Origin of the sequence: Nocardia amikacinitolerans (genome assembly GCF_900215415.1) — a bacterium.
Classification (GTDB): Bacteria; Actinomycetota; Actinomycetes; order Mycobacteriales; family Mycobacteriaceae; genus Nocardia; species Nocardia amikacinitolerans.
On record NZ_OBEG01000005.1, the window covers coordinates 50306 to 74766 of the forward strand.

General features: G+C 69.3%; 21 protein-coding genes. 12 read left to right on the forward strand and 9 right to left on the reverse strand.

Annotation, left to right across the window (positions count from 1 at the left end):
• Positions 1-3 precede the first annotated feature (3 nt).
• Positions 4-321, forward strand: a complete 318-nt coding sequence (locus CRP45_RS22285) for a DUF2537 domain-containing protein (RefSeq protein ID WP_097246774.1) — start codon at positions 4-6, stop codon at positions 319-321.
• Positions 322-366: 45 nt separating this feature from the next.
• Here CRP45_RS22285 and CRP45_RS22290 read toward each other — a convergent pair whose 3' ends face one another.
• The 3 genes from CRP45_RS22290 to serC all read right to left on the reverse strand — a co-directional run bounded on the left by CRP45_RS22290 (position 367) and on the right by serC (position 3778).
• Entirely contained in the window at positions 367-1110 is a 744-nt protein-coding gene (locus tag CRP45_RS22290; protein ID WP_097246776.1) for a DUF6928 family protein, read from the reverse strand.
• A 265-nt stretch (positions 1111-1375) separates the two neighbouring features.
• Positions 1376-2467, reverse strand: coding sequence for a septation protein SepH (gene sepH, locus CRP45_RS22295; RefSeq protein ID WP_097247172.1), 1092 nt, complete (start codon positions 2465-2467; stop codon positions 1376-1378).
• Positions 2468-2653: 186 nt separating this feature from the next.
• The gene (serC, locus tag CRP45_RS22300) at positions 2654-3778 is read right to left on the reverse strand and encodes a phosphoserine transaminase (RefSeq protein ID WP_067785542.1); all 1125 of its coding nucleotides are present in this window, start codon (positions 3776-3778) and stop codon (positions 2654-2656) included.
• Between the two features lie 119 nt (positions 3779-3897).
• Here serC and CRP45_RS22305 point away from each other — a divergent pair, with 119 nt between their 5' ends.
• Positions 3898-4623, forward strand: a complete 726-nt coding sequence (locus CRP45_RS22305) for a hypothetical protein (protein ID WP_245910334.1) — start codon at positions 3898-3900, stop codon at positions 4621-4623.
• Positions 4624-4749: 126 nt separating this feature from the next.
• Here the strand turns inward: CRP45_RS22305 and CRP45_RS22310 are convergent, their stop codons facing one another.
• Complete coding sequence (locus tag CRP45_RS22310) at positions 4750-5898, reverse strand: citrate synthase 2 (RefSeq protein WP_067785535.1); 1149 nt, start codon at positions 5896-5898, stop codon at positions 4750-4752.
• A gap of 158 nt (positions 5899-6056) precedes the next feature.
• Here CRP45_RS22310 and pdxH point away from each other — a divergent pair, with 158 nt between their 5' ends.
• From pdxH to CRP45_RS22330, 4 genes are all read left to right on the forward strand, one after another.
• Positions 6057-6812, forward strand: a complete 756-nt coding sequence (gene pdxH, locus CRP45_RS22315; protein WP_425436956.1) for a pyridoxamine 5'-phosphate oxidase — start codon at positions 6057-6059, stop codon at positions 6810-6812.
• Positions 6813-6877: 65 nt separating this feature from the next.
• Positions 6878-8161: an MFS transporter gene (locus CRP45_RS22320; RefSeq protein ID WP_097246778.1), complete on the forward strand. Its 1284-nt coding sequence runs from the start codon at positions 6878-6880 to the stop codon at positions 8159-8161.
• 157 nt (positions 8162-8318) lie between these two features.
• Positions 8319-9620, forward strand: coding sequence for a citrate synthase (locus CRP45_RS22325; protein ID WP_084482962.1), 1302 nt, complete (start codon positions 8319-8321; stop codon positions 9618-9620).
• A 33-nt stretch (positions 9621-9653) separates the two neighbouring features.
• Entirely contained in the window at positions 9654-10013 is a 360-nt protein-coding gene (locus CRP45_RS22330) for an FKBP-type peptidyl-prolyl cis-trans isomerase (protein WP_097246780.1), read from the forward strand.
• 65 nt (positions 10014-10078) lie between these two features.
• On the opposite strand, the gene CRP45_RS22335 is transcribed toward CRP45_RS22330, so the two are convergent.
• The 5 genes from CRP45_RS22335 to CRP45_RS22355 all read right to left on the reverse strand — a co-directional run bounded on the left by CRP45_RS22335 (position 10079) and on the right by CRP45_RS22355 (position 16093).
• Positions 10079-11251, reverse strand: coding sequence for a YhgE/Pip domain-containing protein (locus CRP45_RS22335; protein WP_097247174.1), 1173 nt, complete (start codon positions 11249-11251; stop codon positions 10079-10081).
• Between the two features lie 106 nt (positions 11252-11357).
• Complete coding sequence (locus CRP45_RS22340; protein ID WP_245910336.1) at positions 11358-12746, reverse strand: sensor histidine kinase; 1389 nt, start codon at positions 12744-12746, stop codon at positions 11358-11360.
• A 13-nt stretch (positions 12747-12759) separates the two neighbouring features.
• The gene (locus tag CRP45_RS22345) at positions 12760-13470 is read right to left on the reverse strand and encodes a response regulator transcription factor (protein WP_067785523.1); all 711 of its coding nucleotides are present in this window, start codon (positions 13468-13470) and stop codon (positions 12760-12762) included.
• Positions 13471-13508: 38 nt separating this feature from the next.
• Positions 13509-13895 carry a hemophore-related protein gene (locus CRP45_RS22350; RefSeq protein WP_067785520.1) on the reverse strand — a complete coding sequence of 129 codons (387 nt, stop codon included), beginning with the start codon at positions 13893-13895 and terminating at the stop codon, positions 13509-13511.
• A gap of 122 nt (positions 13896-14017) precedes the next feature.
• Positions 14018-16093, reverse strand: a complete 2076-nt coding sequence (locus CRP45_RS22355) for an AMP-binding protein (RefSeq protein ID WP_097246783.1) — start codon at positions 16091-16093, stop codon at positions 14018-14020.
• Between the two features lie 344 nt (positions 16094-16437).
• Here CRP45_RS22355 and CRP45_RS22360 point away from each other — a divergent pair, with 344 nt between their 5' ends.
• From CRP45_RS22360 to CRP45_RS22385, 6 genes are all read left to right on the forward strand, one after another.
• On the forward strand, positions 16438-20262 hold the full coding sequence (locus CRP45_RS22360; RefSeq protein ID WP_097246784.1) for a sensor histidine kinase: 3825 nt from the start codon (positions 16438-16440) through the stop codon (positions 20260-20262).
• Positions 20259-20672 (forward strand): roadblock/LC7 domain-containing protein, encoded by a 414-nt coding sequence (locus CRP45_RS22365; protein ID WP_011207200.1) that lies wholly within the window; start codon positions 20259-20261, stop codon positions 20670-20672. Before CRP45_RS22360 ends, CRP45_RS22365 begins: the two co-directional genes overlap by 4 nt.
• Positions 20673-20679: 7 nt before the next feature.
• Positions 20680-21054 (forward strand): DUF742 domain-containing protein, encoded by a 375-nt coding sequence (locus CRP45_RS22370; protein WP_067785475.1) that lies wholly within the window; start codon positions 20680-20682, stop codon positions 21052-21054.
• Complete coding sequence (locus CRP45_RS22375; protein ID WP_174414979.1) at positions 21035-21637, forward strand: GTP-binding protein; 603 nt, start codon at positions 21035-21037, stop codon at positions 21635-21637. Before CRP45_RS22370 ends, CRP45_RS22375 begins: the two co-directional genes overlap by 20 nt.
• Before the next feature lie 88 nt (positions 21638-21725).
• Positions 21726-23375 carry an acetyl-coenzyme A carboxylase carboxyl transferase subunits beta/alpha gene (locus tag CRP45_RS22380; RefSeq protein ID WP_097246786.1) on the forward strand — a complete coding sequence of 550 codons (1650 nt, stop codon included), beginning with the start codon at positions 21726-21728 and terminating at the stop codon, positions 23373-23375.
• 137 nt (positions 23376-23512) lie between these two features.
• The gene (locus CRP45_RS22385) at positions 23513-24364 is read left to right on the forward strand and encodes an aldo/keto reductase (RefSeq protein ID WP_097246787.1); all 852 of its coding nucleotides are present in this window, start codon (positions 23513-23515) and stop codon (positions 24362-24364) included.
• The last annotated feature ends 97 nt before the right edge of the window (positions 24365-24461 follow it).

Genomic DNA, 24461 nt, shown 5'->3' on the forward strand with positions numbered 1-24461 from the left:
GACATGGTGGATCACCCGACGAACGGCGCGTACCGCGGCTATCCGCCCGCGCAGGATCCGACGCCGTGGGCGGCGGGTATCACCGTGGTGGTGATGGTGGCGGCGCTGGCGGCGGTGGCCGTCTACGCGTTCGGGATCGCGCTCGCCGAGGTGCATCCGCTGCTCGCCGTCGCGGTGAACCTGGTCGCCGCCGGTGGTGCGGCGCCGACCGCGTGGCGCGCGCGGTTCACGCCGGTGACCAGATGGGTGCTGCTCGGCTGCGGTATCGGCGTGGTGCTCGGGTGGTTGGCGTCGATCGTCGAGGGCTTGTCGGCGCTGTGAAACTCAGCGCTGGGAAGTCCGGCGGGGGTGCCGAACCGAGCCGCCTCAGCCGACGCGGTCTCCACCGCGCAGCCAACCGAGCAGACCACGCCTCGGCTTGATCGTCGGCTCGATGACTTCCGGACCTACCAACGTCGAATGACTCGGCGCCTGGCCTTTCGGGTACAGCGTGAATCCGCACACCGCGACATCACCGGGTGCCAGCGCGCCCTGCGGCGAGGGAGCACGGTAGTGGAAGCCCAGCCATTCGTTGTTGGCGGCGTCGGCGAAATCGGGCGGGTCGAAGGGCAGTGTCTGCGGGTCCGGCAATTCCCCGGCATGCCAGCGAACGGGATGCTCGCCCGCCCAGTACGGCCGCTCCCAGACCAGCGGAAGTCCCTCGTCCTCCAGGATGTTCACCCTTGTCGAACTGAACGCGCGGCGGAATTCCCCGCGCTCCCAGTGCGCGAACGCGCCCCAGCCGATGACAGTGTCGAAGGAGATCAGATAGGTGTGGTCGGAGGCGAGCGGGCGCACAAGCAGCTCCGGCAATCGCGTCGGCCTTGGGAGCGCGGCCTGTGCCGAACACAGCACTGTGACACCGGGATAGCAGCCGATGTACACCTCGTCGGTGTCCGGGCCCGCGCAGCCGCCGAGCGTGCCGACCATCTTCGGTACCACGTCGTGGTCGCCGTAGAGCTGTTTGGCGAGCGCCAGCGCGGCCTCGGGCTCCGGGTCGTGGTCGGCGCGCAGAACCGCCAACGGGTCGGGGGCGTCGACATACCAGAGAGACGAGGCTTTGGACAGCATTTCCGGCACCTCCCGATGGTCGCACGAAATTACTCCGCGAACTTCCAGCTACCGTCCGTGTCGAACGACGGCGCACGTCGGCTTCGACACACCGAGAAAATCTACTCGCCTCGGACGACCCGCGACGCACCTTCGGCAACGGAACACGCCAGCGCGAAGAGAATTTCGGGGCGCACTCGAGATTTCGGGGTGGAAACTACGATCCAGCAACTTGGACTGGCGGTCCAGCAAACTTCCGAGTGCGCCGAAAACGCGGCGCTTCTGGTCAGTGACCCGAGCTGCGCACGCCGAGCAGCACGTCCTCCCAGGACGGCATGGGCGCCTTACCGCGCTTGGTGCGGTTCGGCTTGGCGGGCGCGGACTTGCCGCTGCCGGGCTTGGTGTTCTCCTCGGCGGGCGCGGTGTTCGCGGCGGGGGCCGAGGTGTTCGCGGCGGCGGCCGGCGCGCCGGTGGTGGGAGCGCTCGCCGCCGGGGTGGCGTTCGTGCTCGCCGCGGGAGCGGTCTTGGCGCTCGCCGCGGGTGCGGTGTTCGTGCTCGCCGCCGGTGTCGCGGCGGTGGTGCTCGCGGCCGGAATCGCCGCCGCGCTACCGCCCGCGGCCACGGCCTTCTGCTCGAAGTACTCGTCCAGCGTCGGCTGCGGCTGCCGGGCCGTCGCGGGGCGCGCGGTGGAAGCGGCGGGAGTTTCCTTGCGCGGCTCGGCCACCGGCTCGGCAGGCGCGGGCGCCTCCAGCTCGGGCTGCGGCGGCAAGACGGTCGCCAGTCCGCGCAGCGCGCGGCCGAAATCGGGGTCGATCAGATCCGCGGCGGGATCGTCGAGCGGGGAGACCGAACCGCCGTGCGCGTCGGGCTGGTAGCGCCAGTGCGCGGCGATCTCGGAACGGCCGTTCTGCCACTGCAACTGGGCGACCCAGAAGCCCTTCTCGTCTTTCCACGCATCCCACTCGGCGTTCTCGAGCGTGTGCCCGCGCTCGGTGAACGCGGCGGTGACGATATCGATCAGGGTTTCCACGGCGGGGCCGTCGGGGCGCACCGGGTGCGCCTTCTGGGCGAGCTCGGCGGCGCGGGCGCGTTCCAGCAGCACGGGATACGCGAAACGCTCGACCCGGCTCGCTGGCATGCCGGATTCTTCGGTGACCTGTTCGACGGAGGCTCCGGCACGGATACGGGCCTGGATATCGCGGGGACGCATAGACGCTTCCATTTCGATCTCGATCTGGCCGAATCGGGCAAGGTCTCCGCGCGCGGCGGCTCGTAGCTTGTCGTCTGCGGGCAGCCGGAACTTCTGGCCGGACTCGGTGTCGATGCACACGATGTGCGTGGAGTCGGGCGTCACCCCGATCACTCGAAGTTCACGCACCGTTACCTCCTTATCGCGTCGGCTCGCGACACCGCCCACTTTCCGAAACAGTAGTGCACATTCGATGATCTCGAGGCAAGACACGCGGCACGAAAATCTGCCGCCCCCACACGATAAAGGCTAATCTGTGCGTTTCGAGCACGATGCCCGTGGTCTCGAACAGACCACGGGCATCGCGGAATTCGCTCAGGACAGCTTTTCGACGACCCAGTCGATGCTTCGGGTGAGCTGACTCACGTCGTCCGGATCGATCGCCGGGAACATGCCGACGCGCAGCTGGTTACGGCCCAGCTTGCGGTAGGGCTCGGTGTCGACGATTCCGTTGGCCCGCAGGACCTTCGCGACCTGCGCGGCGTCCACCGAGTCGGCGAAGTCGATGGTGCCGACGACCTGCGAGCGGTGCGCCGGGTCGGTGACGTACGGGGTGGCGTATTCGCTCGACTCGGCCCACGAGTACAGCCGCGAGGAGGAATCCAGCGTCCGCTTGACCGCCCAGTCCAGGCCGCCGTTGCCGTTCAGCCACTCGATCTGGTTGGCGAACAGCAGGAGGGTGCCGAGCGCCGGGGTGTTGTAGGTCTGGTCCTTGGTGCTGTTGTCGATGGCGACCGGCAGCGAGAGGAACTCGGGGGTCCAGCGGCCGCTGCCCTTGATCTCCTCGACCCGCTCCAGCGCAGCGGGGCTCATCAGCGCGACCCACAGGCCGCCGTCGGCGGCGAAGCACTTCTGCGGAGCGAAGTAGTAGACGTCGGCGTCGGTGATGTTCACCGGGAGGCCGCCCGCGCCGGAGGTGGCGTCGATCGCGATCAGCGCGTGCTCCGAACCGGCCGGACGCTGCACCGGAATGGCCACACCCGTGGAGGTTTCGTTGTGCGCCCAGCCGATCAGGTCGGCCGACGGGTCGGCCACCGGCTCGGGCGCGCTGCCCGGCTCGGACGAGACGACGATCGGGTCGCCGATGAACGGGTTGCCCTTGGCGACAGCGGCGAACTTGCTGGAGAACTCGCCGTTGGTCAGGTGCAGCGAGCGCTCGCGGATCAGGCCGAACGCGGCGGCGTCCCAGAACGCGGTGGTGCCGCCGTTGCCGAGGACGACCTCGTAGCCGTCGGGCAGGCCGAAGAGCTCGCGCAGGCCGTTGCGCACGCGCGCGACCACGTCCTTCACCGGCTTCTGCCGGTGCGAGGTTCCGAACACCGAGGCCCCCACCTTTACCAGGGACTCGAGCTGCTCCGGGCGCACCTTGGAGGGGCCGCAGCCGAACCGTCCGTCGGCGGGCTTGAGGTCGTCGGGAATGGTCGGGAACGCAGTGGTCATGGCCAATAGGGTAAAGCGTGTCCGACCTGCTCGGTTCGTGCGGGTGGGTGCCCGATGGCCGTCACGTCCGGGAAATGGGTCGAGGTGTGATCAATTACTCATAGTGACGGCGTATTGCTGTGGCGTACGACACAGTGCGGCTACCCTTTCCCGCCATGGGCATGGCGTCGGCTAACTCGGGGTGGCGGTTACGGGCACGGCGATCACGGAATTTCGGCCTGCGGGCGGGCGCGCTGTCGGGCGCGGCGCGGCGCGAATTGCTGATCCACGGCACGGCGGGGTCGGCGACCATCCTCGGGCGCAAGATCTCGTCGCCGTCGTTCGCCCGGCCGTTCGGCGGCCCGGGACCACAGCCGCGGCGCGAGCCCGGTCACGTCTTCTGGGTCCGGGTGCAGATCGACGGTGCGATCCCGTACGAGACCCGGGTTCGGCAGCGGACGCGCGAGGAAGACCTGGAGTGGATGCAGCCCGGCGACGTCGTCGCCTGTCGTGTCGATCCGGGGGACCGCGACCGGCTGGTGCTCTACATTCCCGACCCGGACGAGGCGACGCGGGTGAGCATCGCCAAGATCCTCGCCGACGGCCGCAGGGCCGACGCCACCGTGCTCGCCGCGGCTCCGGTGGCGGCCGACTACGCGGGACACGACGATCCGGTGCTTCGCCTCGATCTCGAGCTGCGCGCATGGGACGAAACGAAGCCGTGGCGGGTCCGCCTGGTCCAGCCGGTGCCGTTGGCCGCGATCGGCCTCGTCGATCTCGGTCAGCATCTCGAGGTGGCGTTCTTCACCGTCGATCACGGCGAGTCGGTGGCGGTGGACTGGGCCGCCTCGCTCGGCGAGGAGTAGACCGGCGCTCGAGCGGCTCATCCGGTGGATGAAACCCGCACCGACGACGGCCGGATACGACACGAGCCGGAAGCGTTGACGGGCAAAGGAACCCGCCGGGCGTCCGGCTCGTGTGCGGTTACCGACTCAGAGGTGGGCGATGGCCGACCAGCCCGCGACCTCTTCCGGCTTGCGCGCGGCGGGGCCGGTGTAGATGGCGGCCGGGCGCACCAGCTTGCCGAGCTGCTTCTGCTCCAGGATGTGCGCACACCAACCGGCGGTCCGGCCGCAGGTGAACATGGCGGGCATCATGTGCGCGGGGACCTCGGCGAAGTCGAGGATCACCGCGGCCCAGAACTCCACGTTGGTCTCGATGGCGCGGTCGGGGCGACGCTCACGCAGCTCGGCGAGCGCGGCCTGCTCCAGCGCGGCCGCCACCTCGTAGCGCGGCGCGCCGAGGCGCTTGGCGGTGGCGCGCAGCACGCGGGCGCGCGGGTCCTCGGCCCGGTACACCCGGTGGCCGAAGCCCATCAGCTTCTCCTTGCGGTCCAGGATGCCCTTGACCAGCGCGCGGGCGTCGCCCGTCTTCTCGACCTCTTCGATCATCGGCAGCACGCGGGCCGGTGCGCCGCCGTGCAGCGGGCCGGACATCGCGCCGATCGCGCCGGACAGCGAGGCCGCCACGTCGGCGCCGGTGGACGCGATGACGCGGGCGGTGAAGGTGGAGGCGTTCATGCCGTGCTCGGCGGCGGAGACCCAGTAGGCGTCGATGGCCTCGGTGTGCCGCGGGTCCGGGTCACCCTTCCAGCGGGTCATGAAGCGCTCGGTGACCGTGGTGCACTCGTCGATCTTCTTCTGCGGCACCGCGGGCTGGTAGATGCCGCGCGCCGACTGCGCGACGTAGGACAGCGCCATCACCGAGGCGCGGGCCAGATTCTCGCGGGCTTCCTCGTCGTCGATGTCGAGCAGCGGCTGGTAGCCCCAGATCGGCGCGAGCATGGCAAGGCCGGCCTGCACGTCGACGCGCACGTCGCCGGTGTGCACCGGCAGCGGGAACGGCTCGGCGGGCGGCAGACCGCGGCCGAACTCACCGTCGACCAGCAGCGCCCACACGTCACCGAAGGTCACCCGGCCGGCGACCAGGTCCTCGATGTCGACGCCGCGGTAGCGCAGCGCGCCGCCGTCCTTGTCCGGTTCGGCGATATCGGTGGTGAAGGCCACCACGCCCTCGAGGCCGCTGACGAAATCGCTCGGTACGGTGGCCTGGCCACCGGGAACAGCGGGGCTGGTAGTCATGTTGTGACTCTCCTTGCACTTCGGGTCGCATGAGTTCTCGTCGCTAGCGACTGCTCGCAGGTCGCTCGAGACAACACTGCCGAGGGGTACAGCTCCGCCGAGCACATGCCGATCACCAAAACCTTAGCTCCCTGCTACCGCGGAGTAACGTCTGGCCCATGCGTGACCTGGACAATTCAGCGTCGAATCCAGCCCTGTTCCCGCCGGAGGTGGGCGGCGACGCGATCGAGCTCCCGGTGAACACCGACCTGTCCGCGATGCGGGTGGAGTACGGCGGCGCGCCGTTCGGCTCCGGCGAGGACGTCGACCTGGACGAGAACTGGCTGGCCGGGGGCTGGGAGCCGCTGCTGCGGCACTGGATCGAGCAGGCCACCGCGGTCGGCATCGCCGAACCCAACGCGATGGTCCTCGCCACGGTGTCGCTGGTCGACGGCACGCCGCGGCCGGTCGCCAGAACGGTGCTGTGTAAAGGACTCTCACCGGAGGGTGTGACTTTTTACACGAATTACGACTCCGCCAAGGGCGCGCAACTCGCCGCGGTCCCGTTCGCCGCGGCGACCTTCCTGTGGCCCGCGCTCGGCAGGCAGGTGCACGTGCGCGGACCGGTCGAGAAGTCCTCCGTCGAGCAGACCGAGCTGTACTGGCGCTCCCGTCCGCGCGATTCCCAGCTAGGCGCCTGGGCCTCGCAGCAGTCCCGCCCGATCGGCTCGCGTGCCGAGCTGGACCGCGCGCTGGCCGAGACCACCGCGCGCTTCGCCGACGTCGACGAGATCCCGGTGCCTCCACACTGGGGCGGCTATCTGCTGCGTCCCGACGAGGTGGAGTTCTGGCAGGGCCGAAGGGGTCGGCTGCACAACCGGATCCGGGTGCGGATCGCCGAGGGACGCATGCGCGTCGACCGGCTGCAACCCTGATAAAGATGATCATGTGACGAATCTCGCGTCGTCGCGGTCATCGAGAACTCGCTAACGTCCGGCCGGTGAAGCTGCTCGCCGACACCACCCCGCTGCGCAACCCCGACTTCCGCAGGCTGTGGACGACCAACATCGTCACCGTCGTCGGGGCCCAGCTCTCGGTGGTCGCGGTGCCGCAGCAGATCTTCCAGATCACCGGCAGCTCCGGATATGTCGGCCTCGCCGGGCTTTTCGGCCTGATACCGCTGATCGTGTTCGGGCTGTGGGGCGGCGCGCTCGCCGACGTCATGGACCGGCGCAAGCTGATGGTGATCACCACCGCGGGCACCGGCCTTACCGCCGTGCTGTTCTGGGCGCAGGCCGCGGCAGGCCTCGACAACGTCTGGGTGGTGCTGATCCTGTTCGCGCTGCAACAGGCGTTCTTCGCGGTGAACCAGCCGACCCGCGGCGCGGCCATCGCCCGCATCCTGCCGCCCGAGCAACTCGCCGCCGCGAGTTCGCTGAGCATGACCGTGCAGCAGGTCGGCGCCATCGCGGGACCGGTGCTCGCCGGTGCGCTCATCCCGCTGATCGGGCTGTCCACGCTGTATCTCGTCGACGCCATCGCACTGCTCGTCACGCTGTGGGCGGTCTGGCGGCTGCCCGCGTTCCCGCCGACCGGCGACGCGCGCCGGGCCGGATTCCGCACGGTCCTGGACGGTTTCGCCTACCTGGCCACCCAGCGCATCCTGCTCGCCTCGTTCCTCGTCGACGTCATCGCGATGGTGTTCGGCATGCCGCGTGCGCTGTTCCCGCAGATCGCGCACGAGACCTTCGGCGACCCGGCCAGCGGCGGCGTCGCGCTCGGCCTGCTGTTCGCGGCCATGTCGGCGGGCGCGGTGCTCGGCGGCGTGTTCTCCGGCTGGATTCCGCGCATCCGCCGCCAGGGGCTCGCCGTCGTCGTCTGCATCGCGCTGTGGGGCATCGCGATGGTCGGCTTCGGACTCGCGGTCGGCTTGGCCGGGCACCTGTTCGGGCTCGGCGTCTGGCTGTGGATCGCGGTGGCGTTCCTGGCCTTCGGCGGCGCCGTCGACATGGTCTCCGCGGCGCTGCGCACCACGATGTTGCTGACCGTCGCCACCGACGAGATGCGCGGCAGGCTGCAAGGCGTGTTCATCGTGGTGGTCGCGGGCGGCCCGCGGATCGGTGATGTTGCCCACGGTTTTGCCGCGGCGAGCTTGGGTACCGCCGTGGCCGCCGCGGGCGGCGGAGTGCTCGTGGTGATCGGGGTCCTGCTGGCCGCCTTGGCCTTCCCGGCTTTCGTTCGCTACCGGGTCGCCCGCGCGCACACCGAATCGCTGCCCGCCTGACCGCCGAAACCTCACGTGACGACACGGCGTTTGTGAGGTCGTCAGGTGGGCACCCTCGTGGCCGGGCCGCGTGGACAGCGACTAGCGTCTAGGTAATCGCACCGCCGTGCCGACCGCACTTCGATGCCGACGGTCCTAGCCTGAGAGGGATCCTTCCGTGCCCGAGAACGACATCAACGACGCCAAACCGGTGCTGAGCTACCCGGGTGGCGAATACGCCATGACGATCACCGAAGCCTCCGAAGGCAACGACGGTGTCGACCTCGGCAAAATGCTGGCCAGCACCGGGTACGTCACGTACGACCCCGGATTCATGAACACCGCCCCGACCAAGTCGGCGATCACCTACATCGATGGCGAAGCGGGCATCCTGCGCTACCGCGGCTACCCGATCGACCAGCTTGCCGCGTCCTCGACCTTCATCGAGGTCAGCTACCTGCTCATCTACGGCGAGCTGCCGACCCAGGCCCAGCTCGACGAGTTCACCGACCGGATCCGCCGCCACACCCTGCTGCACGAGGATCTGAAGCGCTTCTTCGACGGCTTCCCGCGCAACGCGCACCCGATGCCGGTGCTCTCCTCCGCGGTGAACGCGCTGTCGGCCTACTACCAGGACTCGCTCGACCCGCGCGACCCCGAGCAGGTCGAGCTGTCCACCATCCGGCTGCTCGCCAAGCTGCCCACTATCGCGGCCTACTCCTACAAGAAGTCGGTCGGCCAGCCGTTCCTCTACCCGGACAACTCGCTGAGCCTGGTGGAGAACTTCCTGCGGATGACCTTCGGCTTCCCTGCCGAGCCCTACGAGGTCGACCCCGAAGTGGCCGCCGCGCTGGACATGCTGCTGATCCTGCACGCCGACCACGAGCAGAACTGTTCCACCTCCACGGTGCGCCTGGTCGGCTCCTCGGACGCCAACCTGTTCACCTCGGTCTCCGGCGGCATCAACGCGCTGTGGGGCCCGCTGCACGGCGGCGCCAACCAGGCCGTGCTGGAGATGCTCGACGACATCAAGGCTCAGGGCGGCGATGTCAAGGAGTTCATCCGCAAGGTCAAGGACAAGGAAGACGGTGTGAAGCTCATGGGCTTCGGGCACCGCGTCTACCGCAACTACGACCCGCGCGCCTCCATCGCCAAGAAGCACGCCGACGCGATCCTGCGCAAGCTCGGCGGCGACGACGAGCTCTTCGACATCGCCCAGGCGCTCGAAGAGGCCGCACTCACCGACGACTACTTCATCTCCCGTCGCCTGTACCCGAACGTCGACTTCTACACCGGCGTCATCTACAAGGCCATGGGCTTCCCGACCCGCATGTTCACCGTGCTGTTCGCGATGGGCCGGCTGCCCGGCTGGATCGCGCACTGGCGCGAAATGCACAGCGAGCCGCTGAAGATCGGTCGCCCGCGCCAGATCTACACCGGTTACGGCGCGCGCGACTACCGCGAGATCACCAACCGCTGACCATCCAACCCACCTATCGAAGGGGATAGCCGAATGACCAAGCCGGTTGTCGAATTCCAAGCGGGCCCCGCGCCCACCGAGCTCGTGATCAAGGACATCACCGTGGGCGAGGGCAAGGAAGCCGTGCCCGGTGGCACCGTCGAGGTGCACTACGTCGGAGTCCGATTCGACAACGGCGAGGAATTCGACTCGTCGTGGAACCGTGGCGAATCCATCAGCTTCCCGCTGCGCGGCCTGATCCAGGGCTGGCAGGACGGCATCCCCGGTATGAAGGTCGGCGGCCGCCGCCAGCTCACCATCCCGCCGGAGCTCGCCTACGGCCCGGCCGGTTCCGGCCATCCGCTCTCCGGCAAGACCCTGGTCTTCGTGATCGACCTGCTGAACGCGAACTGATCAGCTGACTACCGATCGTGGCCCGCACTCCCCGGAGTGCGGGCCACAGTCGTTCGGTCGGCGGCTCATTCGCGGACGATCTCCACCGGGTCGGTGAGGGCGAGGGCGATCGCGGACTGCTGGGTGGTGCTGCGGACGGGGAGTGCGTCCATGGCCTTGGCGGTCTGGGTGTTGAGGTTGGTCACGATCTGCTGGAGCTGGGTGACACCGCCGGTGAGCTGGCCGATCGCGTCGACCAGTTGCGCGCCGCCTTGTTCGGCGAGCTGGGGGAGTCCTTCGGCGAGCTTGGCGCCTTCGTTCAGCTGAGCGCTCGCGGATTGCAGGCGGCCGACGACGGTGCGCAGCAGGGCACCGAGATCGGTGTTCGGGTCGACGGCGCCGCCGACCAGCAGGTCGAGGCCGTCCAGCTGGGTGCCCGCCTGGCCCGAAACGGCGCGCAGCGCTTCGAGTTTGCCGATGATGTCGGCCAGCGCCGGATCGTTGGCGAAGGGCAGCGCGCGCAGTAGCGGCAGGATCTGATCGAGGCCGGACCTGACGGTGCCCGCGGTCTGCTGCACCTGCGCGATCGTGATGCCGGTCGAATCCAGCGCCTCGGCAAGCTGATTCGCCTGCACGGCCGCGCCGTCGACGGTCTCGTTGAGCATGGCGATGGCCGAAGTCAGCTGGGCGGAGCCCTGTTTCGCGAAATCCAGGAAGCCGAGCAGCTGGTCGGCGCCCGCGCTGAACTGGTCCGCGCCCGAGGCCGCGGCGTTCACGCCCGCGCCGAGCAGCTGCGCGGTGAACTGCACCCCGGTGAGCTGGCTGCGGGCCTGGGCGACGGCGGCCAGCGCCGCGTCGACCCCGGTCGCGCCGATGCGGTGCGTCACCGCCTGGATCGCCCCGTTGACCAGGTCGCCGTCGGCGTCGTCGTTGGCGGCGACGGTCACGATGGCGCGCTGCGGCACCGGACCGGCCAGCGTGCCCATGGATTCGGTGAGGTCGGCAGGCAGCGTGATCACGGCCGCGTAGTCGTCGGTGTTCGCCTCGCCCGGCTTCGCCATCGTCCACTCGTAGCCCGCGCCGTCCTGCTCTAGCGCCTGCACGATGCGCGCGCCCGTCGGTCCGGTGTCGGTGTTGACAAGGGCGATTCCCGACGGCGCCGATCCCGAGCCCGCGCAGGCGGTGACACCACCACCGATCGCTCCCGCGGTGACGATCCCGATGGCGAGGAGCGCCCAGCGGGCGCGATGTCCGATCACGATCACCGACCCTAAAGACCGTGACTAACGGCCCCATTGGCGTTTCTGTGAGAATTCGGTAAGGGCGCGGAAGATTTCGTTGCGCCGCCCAGCAATGGCGCGGAACTCAGCGGGCTTTCGACCCGTTCGATGGCAATTGATCGCCGACACGGTGCCGCTCGGGAAGTTCCAGAACCAACCGCGCGCCACCCAGTGGGCTGTCCTCGAAGTAGGCTCGCCCGCCGTGCAATTGGGCTTGCTGGGCAACCAAGGCGAGGCCGAGACCCGAGCCGCCCTTGCTCGCCTGACTACCGCGATAGAACCGGTCGAAGACCGCGGCACGCTCGTCGACCGGGATGCCGCGCCCGTTGTCGTCGACCGCGATCACGATGTGCCCCTGCGGCGTTCGGTGCGCCGAGACCACCGCCTCGGTGGCCCCGCCGTGCTTCACCGAGTTCGCCAGCGCGTTGTCCACCGCGAGGCGCAGACCCGCGGGCAGACCGCGGGTCACCAGTTCCACGTCCGTCTCGATGCGGACGGCCAGTCCGGGGAAGTGGCGCATGGCGTCGTGCGCGGCCTGGTCGCACAGGTCGCCGACATCGGTGTCCACGTGGTCGCGTTCGTTGGTGAGATCGCCGGTGGCGAGCCGTTCCAGCGCGGCGAGCGTGGTCTCCACCCGGCCCTGGCTGCGTTGCAGATCGGCGAGGATCTCGGCGCGCTGCGCCTCGTCGAGGTCGAGGGTGCGCAACACCTCCAGGTCGGTGCGCATGGCGGTGAGCGGGGTGCGCAGTTCGTGCGCGGAGACGGCGGCGAAATCGCGCGCGGTCTCCAGCGCGGCCGCGGTCTCCTCCTGCGCCTGGTCGACCCGCTGCAACATGCGATTCACCGCGTCGGCGAGTTTCTCGGCCTCGCGCATGCCCTTGCCGTCGACCGGGGGATGCGGATTGTCGGGGTCGGGGAACGCGCTGCGCGTGCCGACCTGATGGGTCAGGTTGACGATGGGACGCACCGCGCGGCCCGCGAGCAACCAGCCGAGGGCGCCCGCCGCGGCCACCGCGAGCAGCGCGCCGCCCATCACCCAGCGCTGCTGCTCGGCGGTCGCGCGCGCCGCTTCGTCGGCCGGAATGCCAAGAGAGACAGTGCGATCCGGCGGTTGGTTCTCCGTCGTCGTGAGCACGCGGTACGGGACGCCGCCCACCGTCACCGTGCGCGATCCGGTGGACAGATCAGGGAGCTGGACCGGGCTGCTCGCCACCACGGACCCGCTGTCGCGCACCGTGATCGCCATGTCGTCGTTGAGCCCGGTCAACCCGAGCACGCCCACCGCGATCACCGGGTCGAGCAGGACGAGGCGAGACGCGACCGAGAGCTGCTGATCGCTCTGTTGCAGATTGTTGCGCTCGATCGCCTGCACCGTGATCGCGCTGAGCACGGTCACGATGATGACGGCGCCTGCCGCTGCCGCACCCGCCACCCGGGTGCGCAGCGAAAAGGTCCTGCGCCCACGCGTTTTCACGGTACGTTCGGATTCATTTCGGCGCTCGCAGCACGAAACCCACACCGCGGATGGTGTGCAGCAGGCGCGGGGTGTCGCCGACCTCCAGCTTGCGGCGCAGGTAGCCGACGAAGACGTCCACCACGTTGGTGTCGGCGGCGAAGTCGTAGCCCCACACCAGTTCCAGCAGACGTTCCCGGCTCAGCACAACGCCCGCGTTGCGCGCCAGCGTGGAAAGCAGCTCGAATTCCCGCTTGGTGAGCTCGATCTCGGTACCGTGCAGCAGCGCGCGATAACCGGCGACGTCGACCTCGAGCGGTCCGACGGTGATCGCGCCGGGCGTGGCAGGCGCGGGTGCGTCGGTGCGGCGGCGCAGCAGCGCGCGGATACGGGCGACCAGTTCGGCGAGCACGAACGGTTTCACCAGGTAGTCGTCGGCGCCGGATTCCAGGCCGGAGATCCGGTCGTCCACCGAGGCGCGGGCGCTGAGCACGCAGATCGGCACTTCGTTGCCCATGGCGCGCAGCGCGGTCACCACACCGGCGCCGTCCAGCACCGGCATGTTCATGTCCAGCACGATGGCGTCGGGAGCGTGCTCGCCGACGCTGCGCAGCGCCGCGGCGCCGTCCCGGGCGACCAGCACCCGGAAGCCGGACAGCCGCAGCCCGCGTTCGACAGAGGCGAGCACGTCCTCGTCGTCGTCGACAACGAGGACGGTCGGCGTCGAGGGGGTCACGTCGTTCATTCTGCCGTTCGCGGGTGCGGTCGTCGGTCAGGAGTCGATCAGTAGTTGTGGCAGGTCGCCGCTACGGCCTCGATCGTCTGGCGCAGTCCGGCGGCGCGCGGATCGTTCTCCGCCTCGCGCGCGGCCTCCGGGTTCTCGGCGAGCAGGCGCTGGAACTCGGCGCGGCGCTGCTCGACCGGCTGGTCGAAACGGCGCTGCAATTCCGCCTTCTGGGTCGGGTTCGCGTCGAGCATCGCGGCCAGCTGCGGCGCCCGGTCGTGCAGGGCGGCGTCGACCTGGGCGAAGGTGCAGTCCGAGTTCAGCAGCGGACCGACGAGTTCCGTCGGGTCTGCCGACGCGACGGCCGGGGAGAGCAGCACGGCCACCGTGGCCATGCCGCCCGCGGCCAGTGCGGCGAGACCGGTGCGGCGACGGAAAGAGTTCATCGGGGATGCCTCCAGTTCTTCGAGGGATAGAGCGAAAGCGCATCCGACGCTATTGCGAAGCGCTGGCACGCGTGTGAACGATCCCTGAGAAAGTTCTGAGGGCCTGGCCGCGGGGGTTAACGTCAGGACGGCGCGACGGGATCGGAGTCCGGCACGTTCGCGTCGCCGTTGTCCGACGCCGCGTTCGCTTCCTCGTCGGCCCGGGTGGTGATGATCTGATCCTCGAGCGCCGCGAGCACGGCAGGGTCCTCGATGGTGGAGGGCATGTCGTAGGGATCGCCCGCCGTGATCTGCCTGATGGTCTTGCGCAGGATCTTGCCCGACCTGGTTTTCGGCAGCCCGGCCACGATCACCGCGTCGTGCAGCGTGGCGATCGCGCCGATCTGCTGGCGCACCCGCTCGACCAGTTCCTCGCGCAACCGGGCCGGATCGACCTCGACGCCCTCCTTGAGCACCACGTAGGCGATCGGGCGCTGACCCTTGAGCTCGTCGGGCAGGCCGATCACCGCGCACTCGGCCACCGCCTCGTGCCCGGAGATGGCGGCTTCGATGCTGCCAGCGGACAGCCGGTGCCCGGCCATGTTGATCACGTCGTCGCTGCGGCCGAGGACGTAGAGGTAGCCGTCCTCGTCGAAGTAGCCGGAGTCGCCGGTCAGGTAGTGCCCGGGGAAGGCCGACATGTAGGACCGGCTGAACCGCGGCTCGTCCTGCCAGAGCCCGGTCAGCGTGCCGGGCGGCATGGGCAGGCCGATCACGATGTTGCCCTCGGTGCCGACGGGGACGGGGTTGCCCTCGGCGTCCAGCACCCGAAGGCGGTAGCCGGGCACCGGAACCGAGGCCGAGCCCGGTTTGATCGGCAGTTCCTGTAGGCCGAGCAGGTTGGCGCAGATCGGCCAGCCGGTCTCGGTCTGCCACCAGTGGTCGACGACCGGGCAGTCGGGCCGGTCGGCGAGCAGGATCTCGGTGGCCCACTCGAAGGTGGCCGGGTCGAGCCGCTCGCCCGCGCAGAACAGCGCGCGCAGCGAGGACAGGTCGTAGTTGCGTGCCAGCTTGGCCGTCCCGTCGGCCTTGCGGATGGCGCGCAGCGCGGTCGGCGCGGTGAACAGCACGCGCACGCCGTACTCGGAGATGACGCGCCAGTAGGCGCCCGCGTCGGGGGTGCCGATCGGCTTGCCCTCGTAGAGCAGCGTTGTCGCGCCGACGAGCAGCGGGGCGTAGACGATGTAGGAGTGGCCGACCACCCAGCCGACGTCGGATGCGGCCCACATCACCTGGCCGGGGCCGACGTCGTAGATGTTGCGCATCGACCAGGCCAGCGCGACCGCGTGCCCGCCGTTGTCGCGCACCACGCCCTTCGGCTTCCCGGTGGTGCCCGAGGTGTACAGGATGTAGAGCGGATCGGTGGCCGCGACCGGCACCGGATCGGCGGGCTCCGCGTCGCGCACGGCGTCTTCCCAGTCCAGCCATTGCGCCGCGACGGTCGCCGCCGAGCTCGGCAGCGACTCGGTGGCCTCCTGCGGCGCGGCGAAGGTGATCGGGGTGAACTGCTCGGGGCGCTGTTTGACGATCACGTGCCGCGGCGCGGTCGTCTTCGCGATGTCGAGCGCCTCCAGCACGATCGGCGGGTATTCGATCTTGCGGTTCGGCTCGAGGCCGCCGGAGGCGGTGATGATGAGCACAGGCTGGGCGTCATCGATGCGCGCGGCGAGCTCCGGCGCGGCGAAGCCGCCGAACACCACCGAGTGCACCGCGCCGATCCGCGCGCAGGCGAGCATCGCGATCACGGCTTCCGGGATCATCGGCAGGTAGATGACCACGCGATCGCCCTTGCGGACGCCGAGCCTTGTCATCGCGCCCGCGAAGGTGGCCACCTCGGCGAGCAGTTCGGCGTAGCTGAAAACGACCTTGGCACCGGTCATAGCGGAGTCGTATATTAGGGCGGGCTGATCGGCCAGACCTCCCTCGTCCGCGGTGCCACCGCGCACATGGCGGTCGAGGGCATTGAAGGAGGTATTGAGGCTCGCATCGGGAAACCACCTGGCCACGGGGCGGGCGGTGGGGTCGACGATCTGGCCGGGGGGCACCTCCCAGTCGATCGCTTCGGCCGCCTCGGCCCAGAACTCGGCGGGATCGACAAGGCTGGTCTGATAGACCGGTCGGTAGTCGCGCTTCGCGTGTCCCCGGTCACCGCCCCCCACCGAATCACCCTGTGATGCTGTGCTCAAACCCGTGACTCCCTAGCTTGCCTCGATGCCCGCCTCGATAGATCTGCATGATTGTGGCAGACTTCACGCGACGCCCGGGTGGGTGCCGCGACCTCTGGTTTTGCCTGGAACGGGCAGGTCAAGGCCCGTAGCTACACTCGATGTCACCCAAGCTGTTATTGATCCGTTAGAATCTGATGTCACTTATTTGGGCCGTCGTAGACGCAATTTCTCGGCCAGCCGCAGTTCTCGGCCAGCTCCATCCGTCGAGCCAGCATGCGATTGTGGAGGTTCGCTGATGGCGCGTGGATGGGGCCAGTTTGGAAAGTGAGTGGGAGATGCGTGACGCCGCTAGGTCCGGCAAGAAGCGCTGGGCGCTCGGCAATTGGGACCTGCGCTGGAAGGTTACGGCGGTTCTTGCCGTGCCGCTGGCGGTCGCGGTGGGGCTCGGCGTGTCGAGGATTACCTCGGAGTTCACCGAGGCGAACCGCTTGGAAGGGGTCGCCGAGAACATCGAGGCGATCCCGGCCGTCACCGGCTTGAGTGCGAACGCGGCCACGGTCGCTGGTTCGCAGATGGTCTCGCTGTTGCCAGGCCAGAGCGTGGTGACCGACCAGAACCTCAGCGACCTCGACAAGGCGATCAGTGCTGCGCAGAGCGCGGTGGGCAACCTGTCCGGTCAGCCGAAGGCCGAGTCCGCGCTGCAGAACATGATCACCGAGGCCAAGGCCATCCTGTCCAGGGGCAAGGCCGCCGCCGACCCGGCGGAGGCGCTCGGCGGGATCGACCGGATCCGTAACGACAGCGTGAGCATCGTGGAGAGCACGGTCTCGCAGGTCTCGGACCCGGCGCTGGACGCGGCGAAGCTGCGCCTGGTCGACTCGCTCAACACCCGAGCCACCCTGGTCAGCGAGCTGGCCGCGTTCAACGACGTGCTGCACAGCACCGAGTCGGGCATCCAGTCCTTCCTGATCGCGGCGAACTCCGAGCGACAGCTGCTCAACGTGCTCGCGCACCGCTTCCCCGACGGCGACGCCTCGATCGCGGACCTGCGCGCCGGCATCGACAACCGCGTCTCGCTGCTGAACAGCCCGGAGGCACAGGCGGGCAAGATCCCGATCGGTGAGCTGAAGAACTCGCTGACCGGCAGCGTCGACGTCTACGAACTCGTGGTCGCCAAGGCGACCAAGGACATCGACAGCGCGATGGACTCGCTGGCCGCCACGGCCAACCGGGACGCGTGGAGCTACACCGCGATCGTCATCGCGACCATCCTCGCGGCGCTGCTGCTCGCGGTGTTCGTCGCGCGCTCGATGATCGTGCCGCTGCACCGTCTGCGCCTCGCCGCGCTGCGCGTCGCCGAGAGCGACCTGCCGCACGAGGTCGCCCAGCTGCGTAACGGCGCGAAGCCGGAGGACGTGCCGCTGGAGCCGATGCCGGTGCGAAGCACCGAGGAAATCGGCCAGCTGGCCCGCGCCGTCGACGACATCCACGGCCAGGCGCTTCGCCTCGCGAGCGACCAGGCGCAGATGCGTCGCCAGGTGAACGATATGTTCGAGACCCTGGCCAGACGCTCCAAGTCGCTGGTCGACCACCAGCTCAGCCTCATCGAGGCGATGGAGTACGACGAGAAGGACCCCCGCCTGTTGGAGAACCTCTTCCGGCTGGACCATCTCGCCGCCCGTATGCGCCGTAACGGTGACAACCTGCTGATTCTGGCGGGCACCAAGCAGCGCCGCGCCAAGTCCGCGCCCGTCGAGATCGCCGACGTGCTGCGCGCCGCGATCTCCGAGGTCGAGGACTACGAGCGAGTCAAGCTCGGCGCTACGCCGCGCGGTTCGCTGAAGGAACCGGCCGCCTCCGACCTCGCGCACCTGTTCGCCGAGCTCCTTGACAACGCGCTGCGGGCCTCGCCGCCCGAGACGGACGTGAAGTTCACCTTCGCGCAGGCGCACGACCAGGGCATGCTCATCGAGGTCGCCGACCGAGGCATCGGTATGCCGCCCTCGGAGATGGCCGAGATCAACAGGAAGCTCGAGCAGACCGCCGAGCCGGGTCCCGACACCGCGCGACACATGGGTCTTTTCGTGGTCGGCCGCCTGGCCGAGCGCCACGGCCTGACCGTGCGACTGCGCCCGACTTTCGACACCGCGCGCGATCCCGGCGTGACCGTGACCGTGCACGTGCCGGTTGGCCTGATCGTCGCAGGCGGACCGATCTCGGGCCCGCAGCCCGTGACGCCGACGCCGTCGCCCGCCGCGCCGCAGCGCCAGTCGTCGCCGTCGTCGATGCAGATGCGTTCGATCACCCGCACGCCCGGCGGCAACATGATGGTCACCGTCGATCCCGGGGTGAGCGGACCGATTCCGGTCGCCAAGCCCGTCGAGCCGAGCGGAGACGCCCAGGGCGGCCTTCCGCAGCGGCAGCCGGGCAACGCGATGGCGACCGGATTGCGCCAGGACTCGGCGCAGTCGAGCCCGACCTTGCGGCCGCAGCCCGGCCAGGCGTCGAGCGGCCCGCAGCGCGGCAAGCTGGCCGCGGCGAGCCTGCCCAAGCGCAGCCTGAGCCCAGGCGGCCCGCAGCGGCCGCCCACCCCGCCGACCGGCACCGGCACGAACACCGGCAACGGGTCGCTGCCGCAGCGCGACGCGTCGAACTCCGGCGATCTCCCGCAGCGTCAGCCGGGTACCAACGGCGTGCCGAAGCCGAGCACGACGGGTCTGCCGCAGCGCCAGCCCGGCACGAACGGTGCGCCCGCACGGGATGCCGCCGCAGGCCTATCGCCGCGCGATTCGGCTCCCGTCAAGCCGCCACAGCGGGATGCCGCGTCCGGTGGTCTGCCGCAGCGTGAGTCCGCATCGGGCGGTCTGCCGCAGCGTGATCAGGCCGCAGGTGGTCTGCCGCAACGCGATCAGGCCGCGGGTGGTCTGCCGCAGCGCCAGCCCGGCGCCAACGGGATGCCGCCGCGTCAGTCGTCGTCGGGTCTGTCGCAGCGCGAGAGCGCCTCGAACGGTCTGCCGCAGCGCGACGCGGCGCCGAACGGCCTACCGCAGCGGGAGCCCGGTGCCAACGGTGCGCCCGCACGCGATTCGGCCACGGGCCGGCCGCAGCGGGATCCGTTCGCCGGTCTGTCGCAGCGTGAGTCCGCTTCCGGTGGCCTGTCGCAGCGTGATTCGGCGTCGGGTGGTTTGCCGCAGCGTGATTCGGCCGCGGGTGGTTTGCCGCAGCGTGAGTCCGCTTCGGGCGGCCTGCCGCAGCGTGATTCGGCGTCGGGTGGTTTGCCGCAGCGTGATTCGGCCGCGGGTGGTTTGCCGCAGCGTGAGTCCGCTTCGGGCGGTCTGCCGCAGCGCGATTTCGCGTCCGGTGGTCTGCCGCAGCGCGATCCCGCCGCGAACCGTCTGTCGCAGCGTCCGCAGACCGGCAACGGACTGCCCCTGCGCGAACCGGGCGCCAGCGGCGCTCCGCGCCGGGAGCAAGCGCCCGGTGGTCTGCCGCAGCGGCCTGCCGCGTCGACCGGCCTACCGCAGCGCGAGGCGCCGAGCGGTCTGTCGCAGCGTCCGTCGGCCGCGCCAGGTGGTCTGCCGCAGCGCGATCCCGGCGCGACGGTGATGCCGCAGCGCGAGGTCCCGCCGGGAGTCGGCCTGCCGCAACGGGAACGGACCGTGCAGCCTGCCGCGAGCAGCGCGGACAAGAAAGAAGCCGAGTCGAGCACGCCCACGGGCGGCCGCGACCCCGGCAAGCACAGCTACAAATCCAACCCGTCGAAGACGGCCTCCTTCTTCCAGACTCGCCTGCAGCCCGCGGTCGAATCCGGATCGCCGATGGACAGCCCGATCTTCGCCGAGATGATGTCGGCATGGCTGGCCGATCCGAACCCGGATCGGTCCCAGGTCGCGGCCTCCTTCGAGTCGCCTGGCGACGAGGGTTGGCAGGCCGCACGCCGGGCCAGCGAGGCGCAAGCCGAAACAAAGACCGCCGCGGGCTTGCCTCAACGCAATCCGGGCGGGAGGCTGGTCCCCGGCGCCGTCAGCGGCTCCGCGGATCGGGCACCGCGCCGAGATCCGGAATCGATCAGGTCCAGCTTGAGCCGTCACCAGCAGGGCGTCCGGGATGGCCGTGCGATGAGAGAAATGAACCTAACCGGAGACAAAGGAGACCGATGAACCCCGATCTAGGTGGTACGAACCGTCAGCTGGATTGGCTGGTTTCGAACTTCGCCAACGAGGTTCCTGGCGTAGCTCATGCCGTCCTGGTCTCGGCTGACGGCCTACTCATGGCCGCGAGTGCCCAGCTGCCCGTCGACCGCGCTGAACAGCTCTCGGCGGTCACCGCCGGCCTGGCCAGCCTCTCCGTCGGCGTCTCGAACCTGTTCGAGGGCGGTACGGTGCTGCAGTCGGTCGTCGAGATGGAGCACGGATACCTGCTGCTGATGGCGGTGGGCGACGGCTCGTATCTCGCGGTACTGACCAACACGTCCTGCGACATCGGACAGGTCGGATACGAGATGGCTCTGTTGGTCGAGCGTGTTGGCCAGACGGTGCAGGCCACGCCACGCGTCACGATGGGTTCCTGATGGTGGGATGGACATAGAAGATCACCGCGTGGGGAGCGCCGAGCCGAGCCTCGTTCGCCCATACTCGTTGACCGCGGGCCGTACCAGGCCCACGGTCGAGTTGGCGTTGGAGGCGCTCGTCGCATCGCATCCGGTCGCCCTGGAGCGGCAGTTCGAACTGACCAACATCGAAACGTCAATCGTGGAGTTGTGCAGAGAATCGCCGTCCGTTGCCGAAGTAGCGGCTCGACTGGGAATTCCGATAGGTGTGGCACGGGTACTCGTTGCCGACCTGATCGAGGCCGGTCATGTGCGCGTTTCCGCGACTTTGAAAGACGATTCCAGCGACGATGAACGTCGCGAGCTGATCGAAAGGGTTCTCAGTGGACTCCGGCGTATTTGATTCGACGGCGCAGGTCGATACCCGCACCAGCAAGCCCACCTCGGCGAAGATCGTGGTCGCTGGTGGCTTCGGTGTCGGTAAGACCACGTTGGTCGGTGCTGTCTCGGAGATCGTTCCGCTGCGTACCGAGGCATTGGTGACCAATGCCAGTACCGGAATCGATAACCTGACCGGCATTCCGATGAAGTCCACCACCACGGTGGCCATGGACTTCGGCCGGATCAGCCTCGCGGACGATCTGGTGCTGTATCTGTTCGGTACGCCGGGCCAGTACCGGTTCTGGTTCATGTGGGACGACCTGATTCGCGGCGCCATCGGCGCCGTGGTTCTCGTCGACACCCGCAGGCTGGAGGACAGCTTCGCGGCCGTCGACTACTTCGAGGCGCGCAACCTGCCGTTCCTGGTGGCGCTCAACGAATTCGACGACGCACCGCGTTATCCGATCGAGGACATCCGTCAGGCACTCGCGGTGCCCGCGGATGTGCCGATCCTGTCCATCGACGCGCGACGGCGCGAGCCCGCCAAGCAGGCGCTGGTCTCGCTCACCGAATACGCCCTGCGCAAGGTGATGCAGGGCTACTGATCGCGGGGACGGCCGCGGCGCGCCCGCGGCTGTCTCGTCACCGACTTCCGTGACTCCTGCCGTCCGACCGTGCGGATATGCTCGCGCGATGCGGATTTCGGCGCGGGAGTGGCTCGGGCAACTGCTCGACGCGGAGTCGTTCGTCAGCTGGGATCGGCCACCGTTCGAGGTGGCCGCGTCCCCGCGTTACCGCGAGGATCTGCGCAAGGCGACGGCCGCGGCGGGCACCGACGAGTCGGTGCTCACCGGTGAAGGACTGTTGCGCGGTCGCCGGGTGGCCGTGATCGCCTGCGAGTTCGGGTTTCTCGCCGGTTCGATCGGCGTCGCGGCGGCCGAACGCATCGTCGCCGCCGTCGAACGGGCGACCGAGCTCGGCCTTCCGCTCGTCGCGTCCCCGACCTCCGGCGGCACCCGCATGCAGGAGGGCACCGTCGCCTTCGTGCAGATGGTGAAGATCGCGGGCGCGGTCGCCGCGCACAAATCCGCCGGACACCCGTACCTCGTGTACCTGCGCGACCCCACCATGGGTGGTGTGTTCGCGTCGTGGGGTTCGCTCGGCCACATGACCTTCGCCCAGCCTGGCGCGCTGATCGGGTTCCTCGGTCCGCGCGTCTACAAGGCGTTGTACGGCAAGGACTTCCCGGAGGGCGTGCAGGTCGCGGAGAACCTGTACCACCGCGGCGTCATCGACGGCGTGGTGCCGGTGCACGTCTTCCGCAGGATCGCCCATCGCGCGCTGAGCGTGCTCAGCGGAGAAGTGCGGGCGGACGACACGAGCTCTGCCGCATCGACACCCGCTCCGTCGTCGCGTGATCGGGGAGTCGAAGCCGCCGATGTCCCGGCGGATTCGCGCCCGGGCGGGCCGGTGGCGGCCGAACCGGCGGACTCCGCGGGTTCGCGCGGCGGCTCGCGCCGCGCCGAGTCGGCGGTCGCGAGTGGGGAGCCCGCCCGGTCCGCGTCGACCTCCGACGCCGCCTGGCGATCGGTGCTAGCCTCGCGCCGCCCCGACCGCCCCGGCCTGCGCGATCTGCTGCGCCACGTCACGCAACGCGTTCCGCTCAGCGGCACCGGTCAGGGCGAGACCGATCGCAGCGTGGTGCACGCGCTGGCCAGGTTCCGCGGACAGCCCTGCGTGGTCTTCGGGCACGACCGCACCGGCCGCCTCGGCGAGACGATGGGACCGGCCGCGTTGCGCGAGGCGCGGCGCAGTATGGCGTTGGCCGAGGAGTTGCGGTTGCCGCTGGTGCTGGTGATCGACACCGTCGGCGCTGCGCTGTCCAAGGAGGCCGAGGAGCGCGGTCTGGCCCCCGAAATCGCCCGCTGCATCAGTGATCTGGTGACTTTGGACACCCCGACCGTCTCGGTGCTGCTCGGCCAGGGGACCGGCGGCGGCGCGCTCGCGCTGCTGCCCGCCGACCGCGTTCTGGCCGCCACGAACGGCTGGCTGGCCCCGCTGCCACCCGAAGGCGCCAGCGCGATCGTCTTCCGCGACACCGAACACGCGCCGGAACTCGCCGCCGCCCAACGCATCAGCGCACCCGCGCTGCTCGCCGACGGCATCGTCGACCGCATCGTTCCGGAGCGACCCGACGCCGCCGACGAACCCGTCGACTTCGCCCGCCGCATGGTCGCCGCCATCGGCGAAGAGCTCAGCCGTCTGCGTGGCCTGCCCCTGCACGATCTCGAGCGCGCACGGCATCAGCGCTACCGCAGGCTCGGCCTTCCTGCGGGCCGCTGAACCGTATCCGGACCGAGCGGGGCGACCCGTTCGACCCGAACCATCGAGCGAAATGGCTGGTTCACGCGTTTTGGCGGGTGCCAACACGCGCGTAAGCGTCGTTGACGGTTCGCCCCCGCACTTCTACGGTCGATCGGGTGAGCTTCCGAAGCGAGACCTCCGCCGTGCCGTCGATCGTGCTGAACGACGGCAACGTCATCCCGCAACTCGGATTCGGCGTGTTCCAGGTGCCGCCCGAGGACGTGTTCGATGTCGTGACCGCCGCGCTCGATGCGGGCTACCGCAGCATCGATACCGCCGCGATCTACGGCAACGAGCAGGGCACCGGGCAGGCCATCCGGGCGTTCGGGCTGCCGCGCGACGAGGTCTACGTCACCACCAAACTGTGGAACGCCGATCAGGGCTACGACGCCACGCTGCGCGCCTTCGACGCGAGCATGGACAAGCTCGGCCTGGACTACCTGGATCTCTACCTGATCCACTGGCCGGTGGCCATCGCCGACAAGTTCGTCGAAACCTTCCGTGCGTTTCAGGAGCTCAAGCGGCAGGGCAGGGTCCGGTCGATCGGCGTGTCCAACTTCACCGAGGCGAACCTGCGCCGGGTGATCGAAGAGACCGGCGAGATCCCGGCCGTCAACCAGATCGAGCTGCACCCCGGCCTCGCCCAGCGCGAACTGCGCGATTTCCACGCCGCGAACGCGATCGCCACCGAGGCGTGGAGCCCGCTCGGCCAGGGCACGCTGCTCGAGGACCGGACCATCACCGCCATCGCCGCCGAACTCGACCGCATGCCGGCCCAGGTGCTCATTCGGTGGCACCTGCAGCTCGGCAACATCGTCATCCCGAAGTCGGTCACACCGTCGCGGATCGCCGCCAATTTCGACGTGTTCGGCTTCGAGCTCACGGCCGAGCAGATGGACGCGATCAACGCCCTCGACCGCGGCGGCCGCATCGGTCCGAACCCGGACACTTTCACGGCCGGTATCTGAGCCGAAGCGCGGTGCCGGTTGCCCGAGGCGCGGTCAGTTGTCGATCGCTGAGCCGGGGCCTGGTGTCGGATTTCCGAGCCGAGCCGAGCCGAGCCGA

Bases quoted from the DNA above. Each gene is read 5' to 3' on its own strand.
- CRP45_RS22285 (WP_097246774.1), top strand. From the start codon at position 4: ATGGTGGATCACCCGACGAACGGCGCGTACCGCGGCTATCCGCCCGCG.
- CRP45_RS22290 (WP_097246776.1), bottom strand. From the start codon at position 1,110: ATGCTGTCCAAAGCCTCGTCTCTCTGGTATGTCGACGCCCCCGACCCG.
- serC (WP_067785542.1), bottom strand. From the start codon at position 3,778: ATGACCACTGCGTTCCCGACCATTCCCGACGACCTCAAGCCCGCCGAC.
- CRP45_RS22310 (WP_067785535.1), bottom strand. From the start codon at position 5,898: ATGACTACCAGCCCCGCTGTTCCCGGTGGCCAGGCCACCGTACCGAGC.
- pdxH (WP_425436956.1), top strand. From the start codon at position 6,057: ATGCGTGACCTGGACAATTCAGCGTCGAATCCAGCCCTGTTCCCGCCG.
- CRP45_RS22330 (WP_097246780.1), top strand. From the start codon at position 9,654: ATGACCAAGCCGGTTGTCGAATTCCAAGCGGGCCCCGCGCCCACCGAG.
- CRP45_RS22345 (WP_067785523.1), bottom strand. From the start codon at position 13,470: ATGAACGACGTGACCCCCTCGACGCCGACCGTCCTCGTTGTCGACGAC.
- CRP45_RS22350 (WP_067785520.1), bottom strand. From the start codon at position 13,895: ATGAACTCTTTCCGTCGCCGCACCGGTCTCGCCGCACTGGCCGCGGGC.
- CRP45_RS22360 (WP_097246784.1), top strand. From the start codon at position 16,438: ATGCGTGACGCCGCTAGGTCCGGCAAGAAGCGCTGGGCGCTCGGCAAT.
- CRP45_RS22365 (WP_011207200.1), top strand. From the start codon at position 20,259: ATGAACCCCGATCTAGGTGGTACGAACCGTCAGCTGGATTGGCTGGTT.
- CRP45_RS22370 (WP_067785475.1), top strand. From the start codon at position 20,680: ATGGACATAGAAGATCACCGCGTGGGGAGCGCCGAGCCGAGCCTCGTT.
- CRP45_RS22380 (WP_097246786.1), top strand. From the start codon at position 21,726: ATGCGGATTTCGGCGCGGGAGTGGCTCGGGCAACTGCTCGACGCGGAG.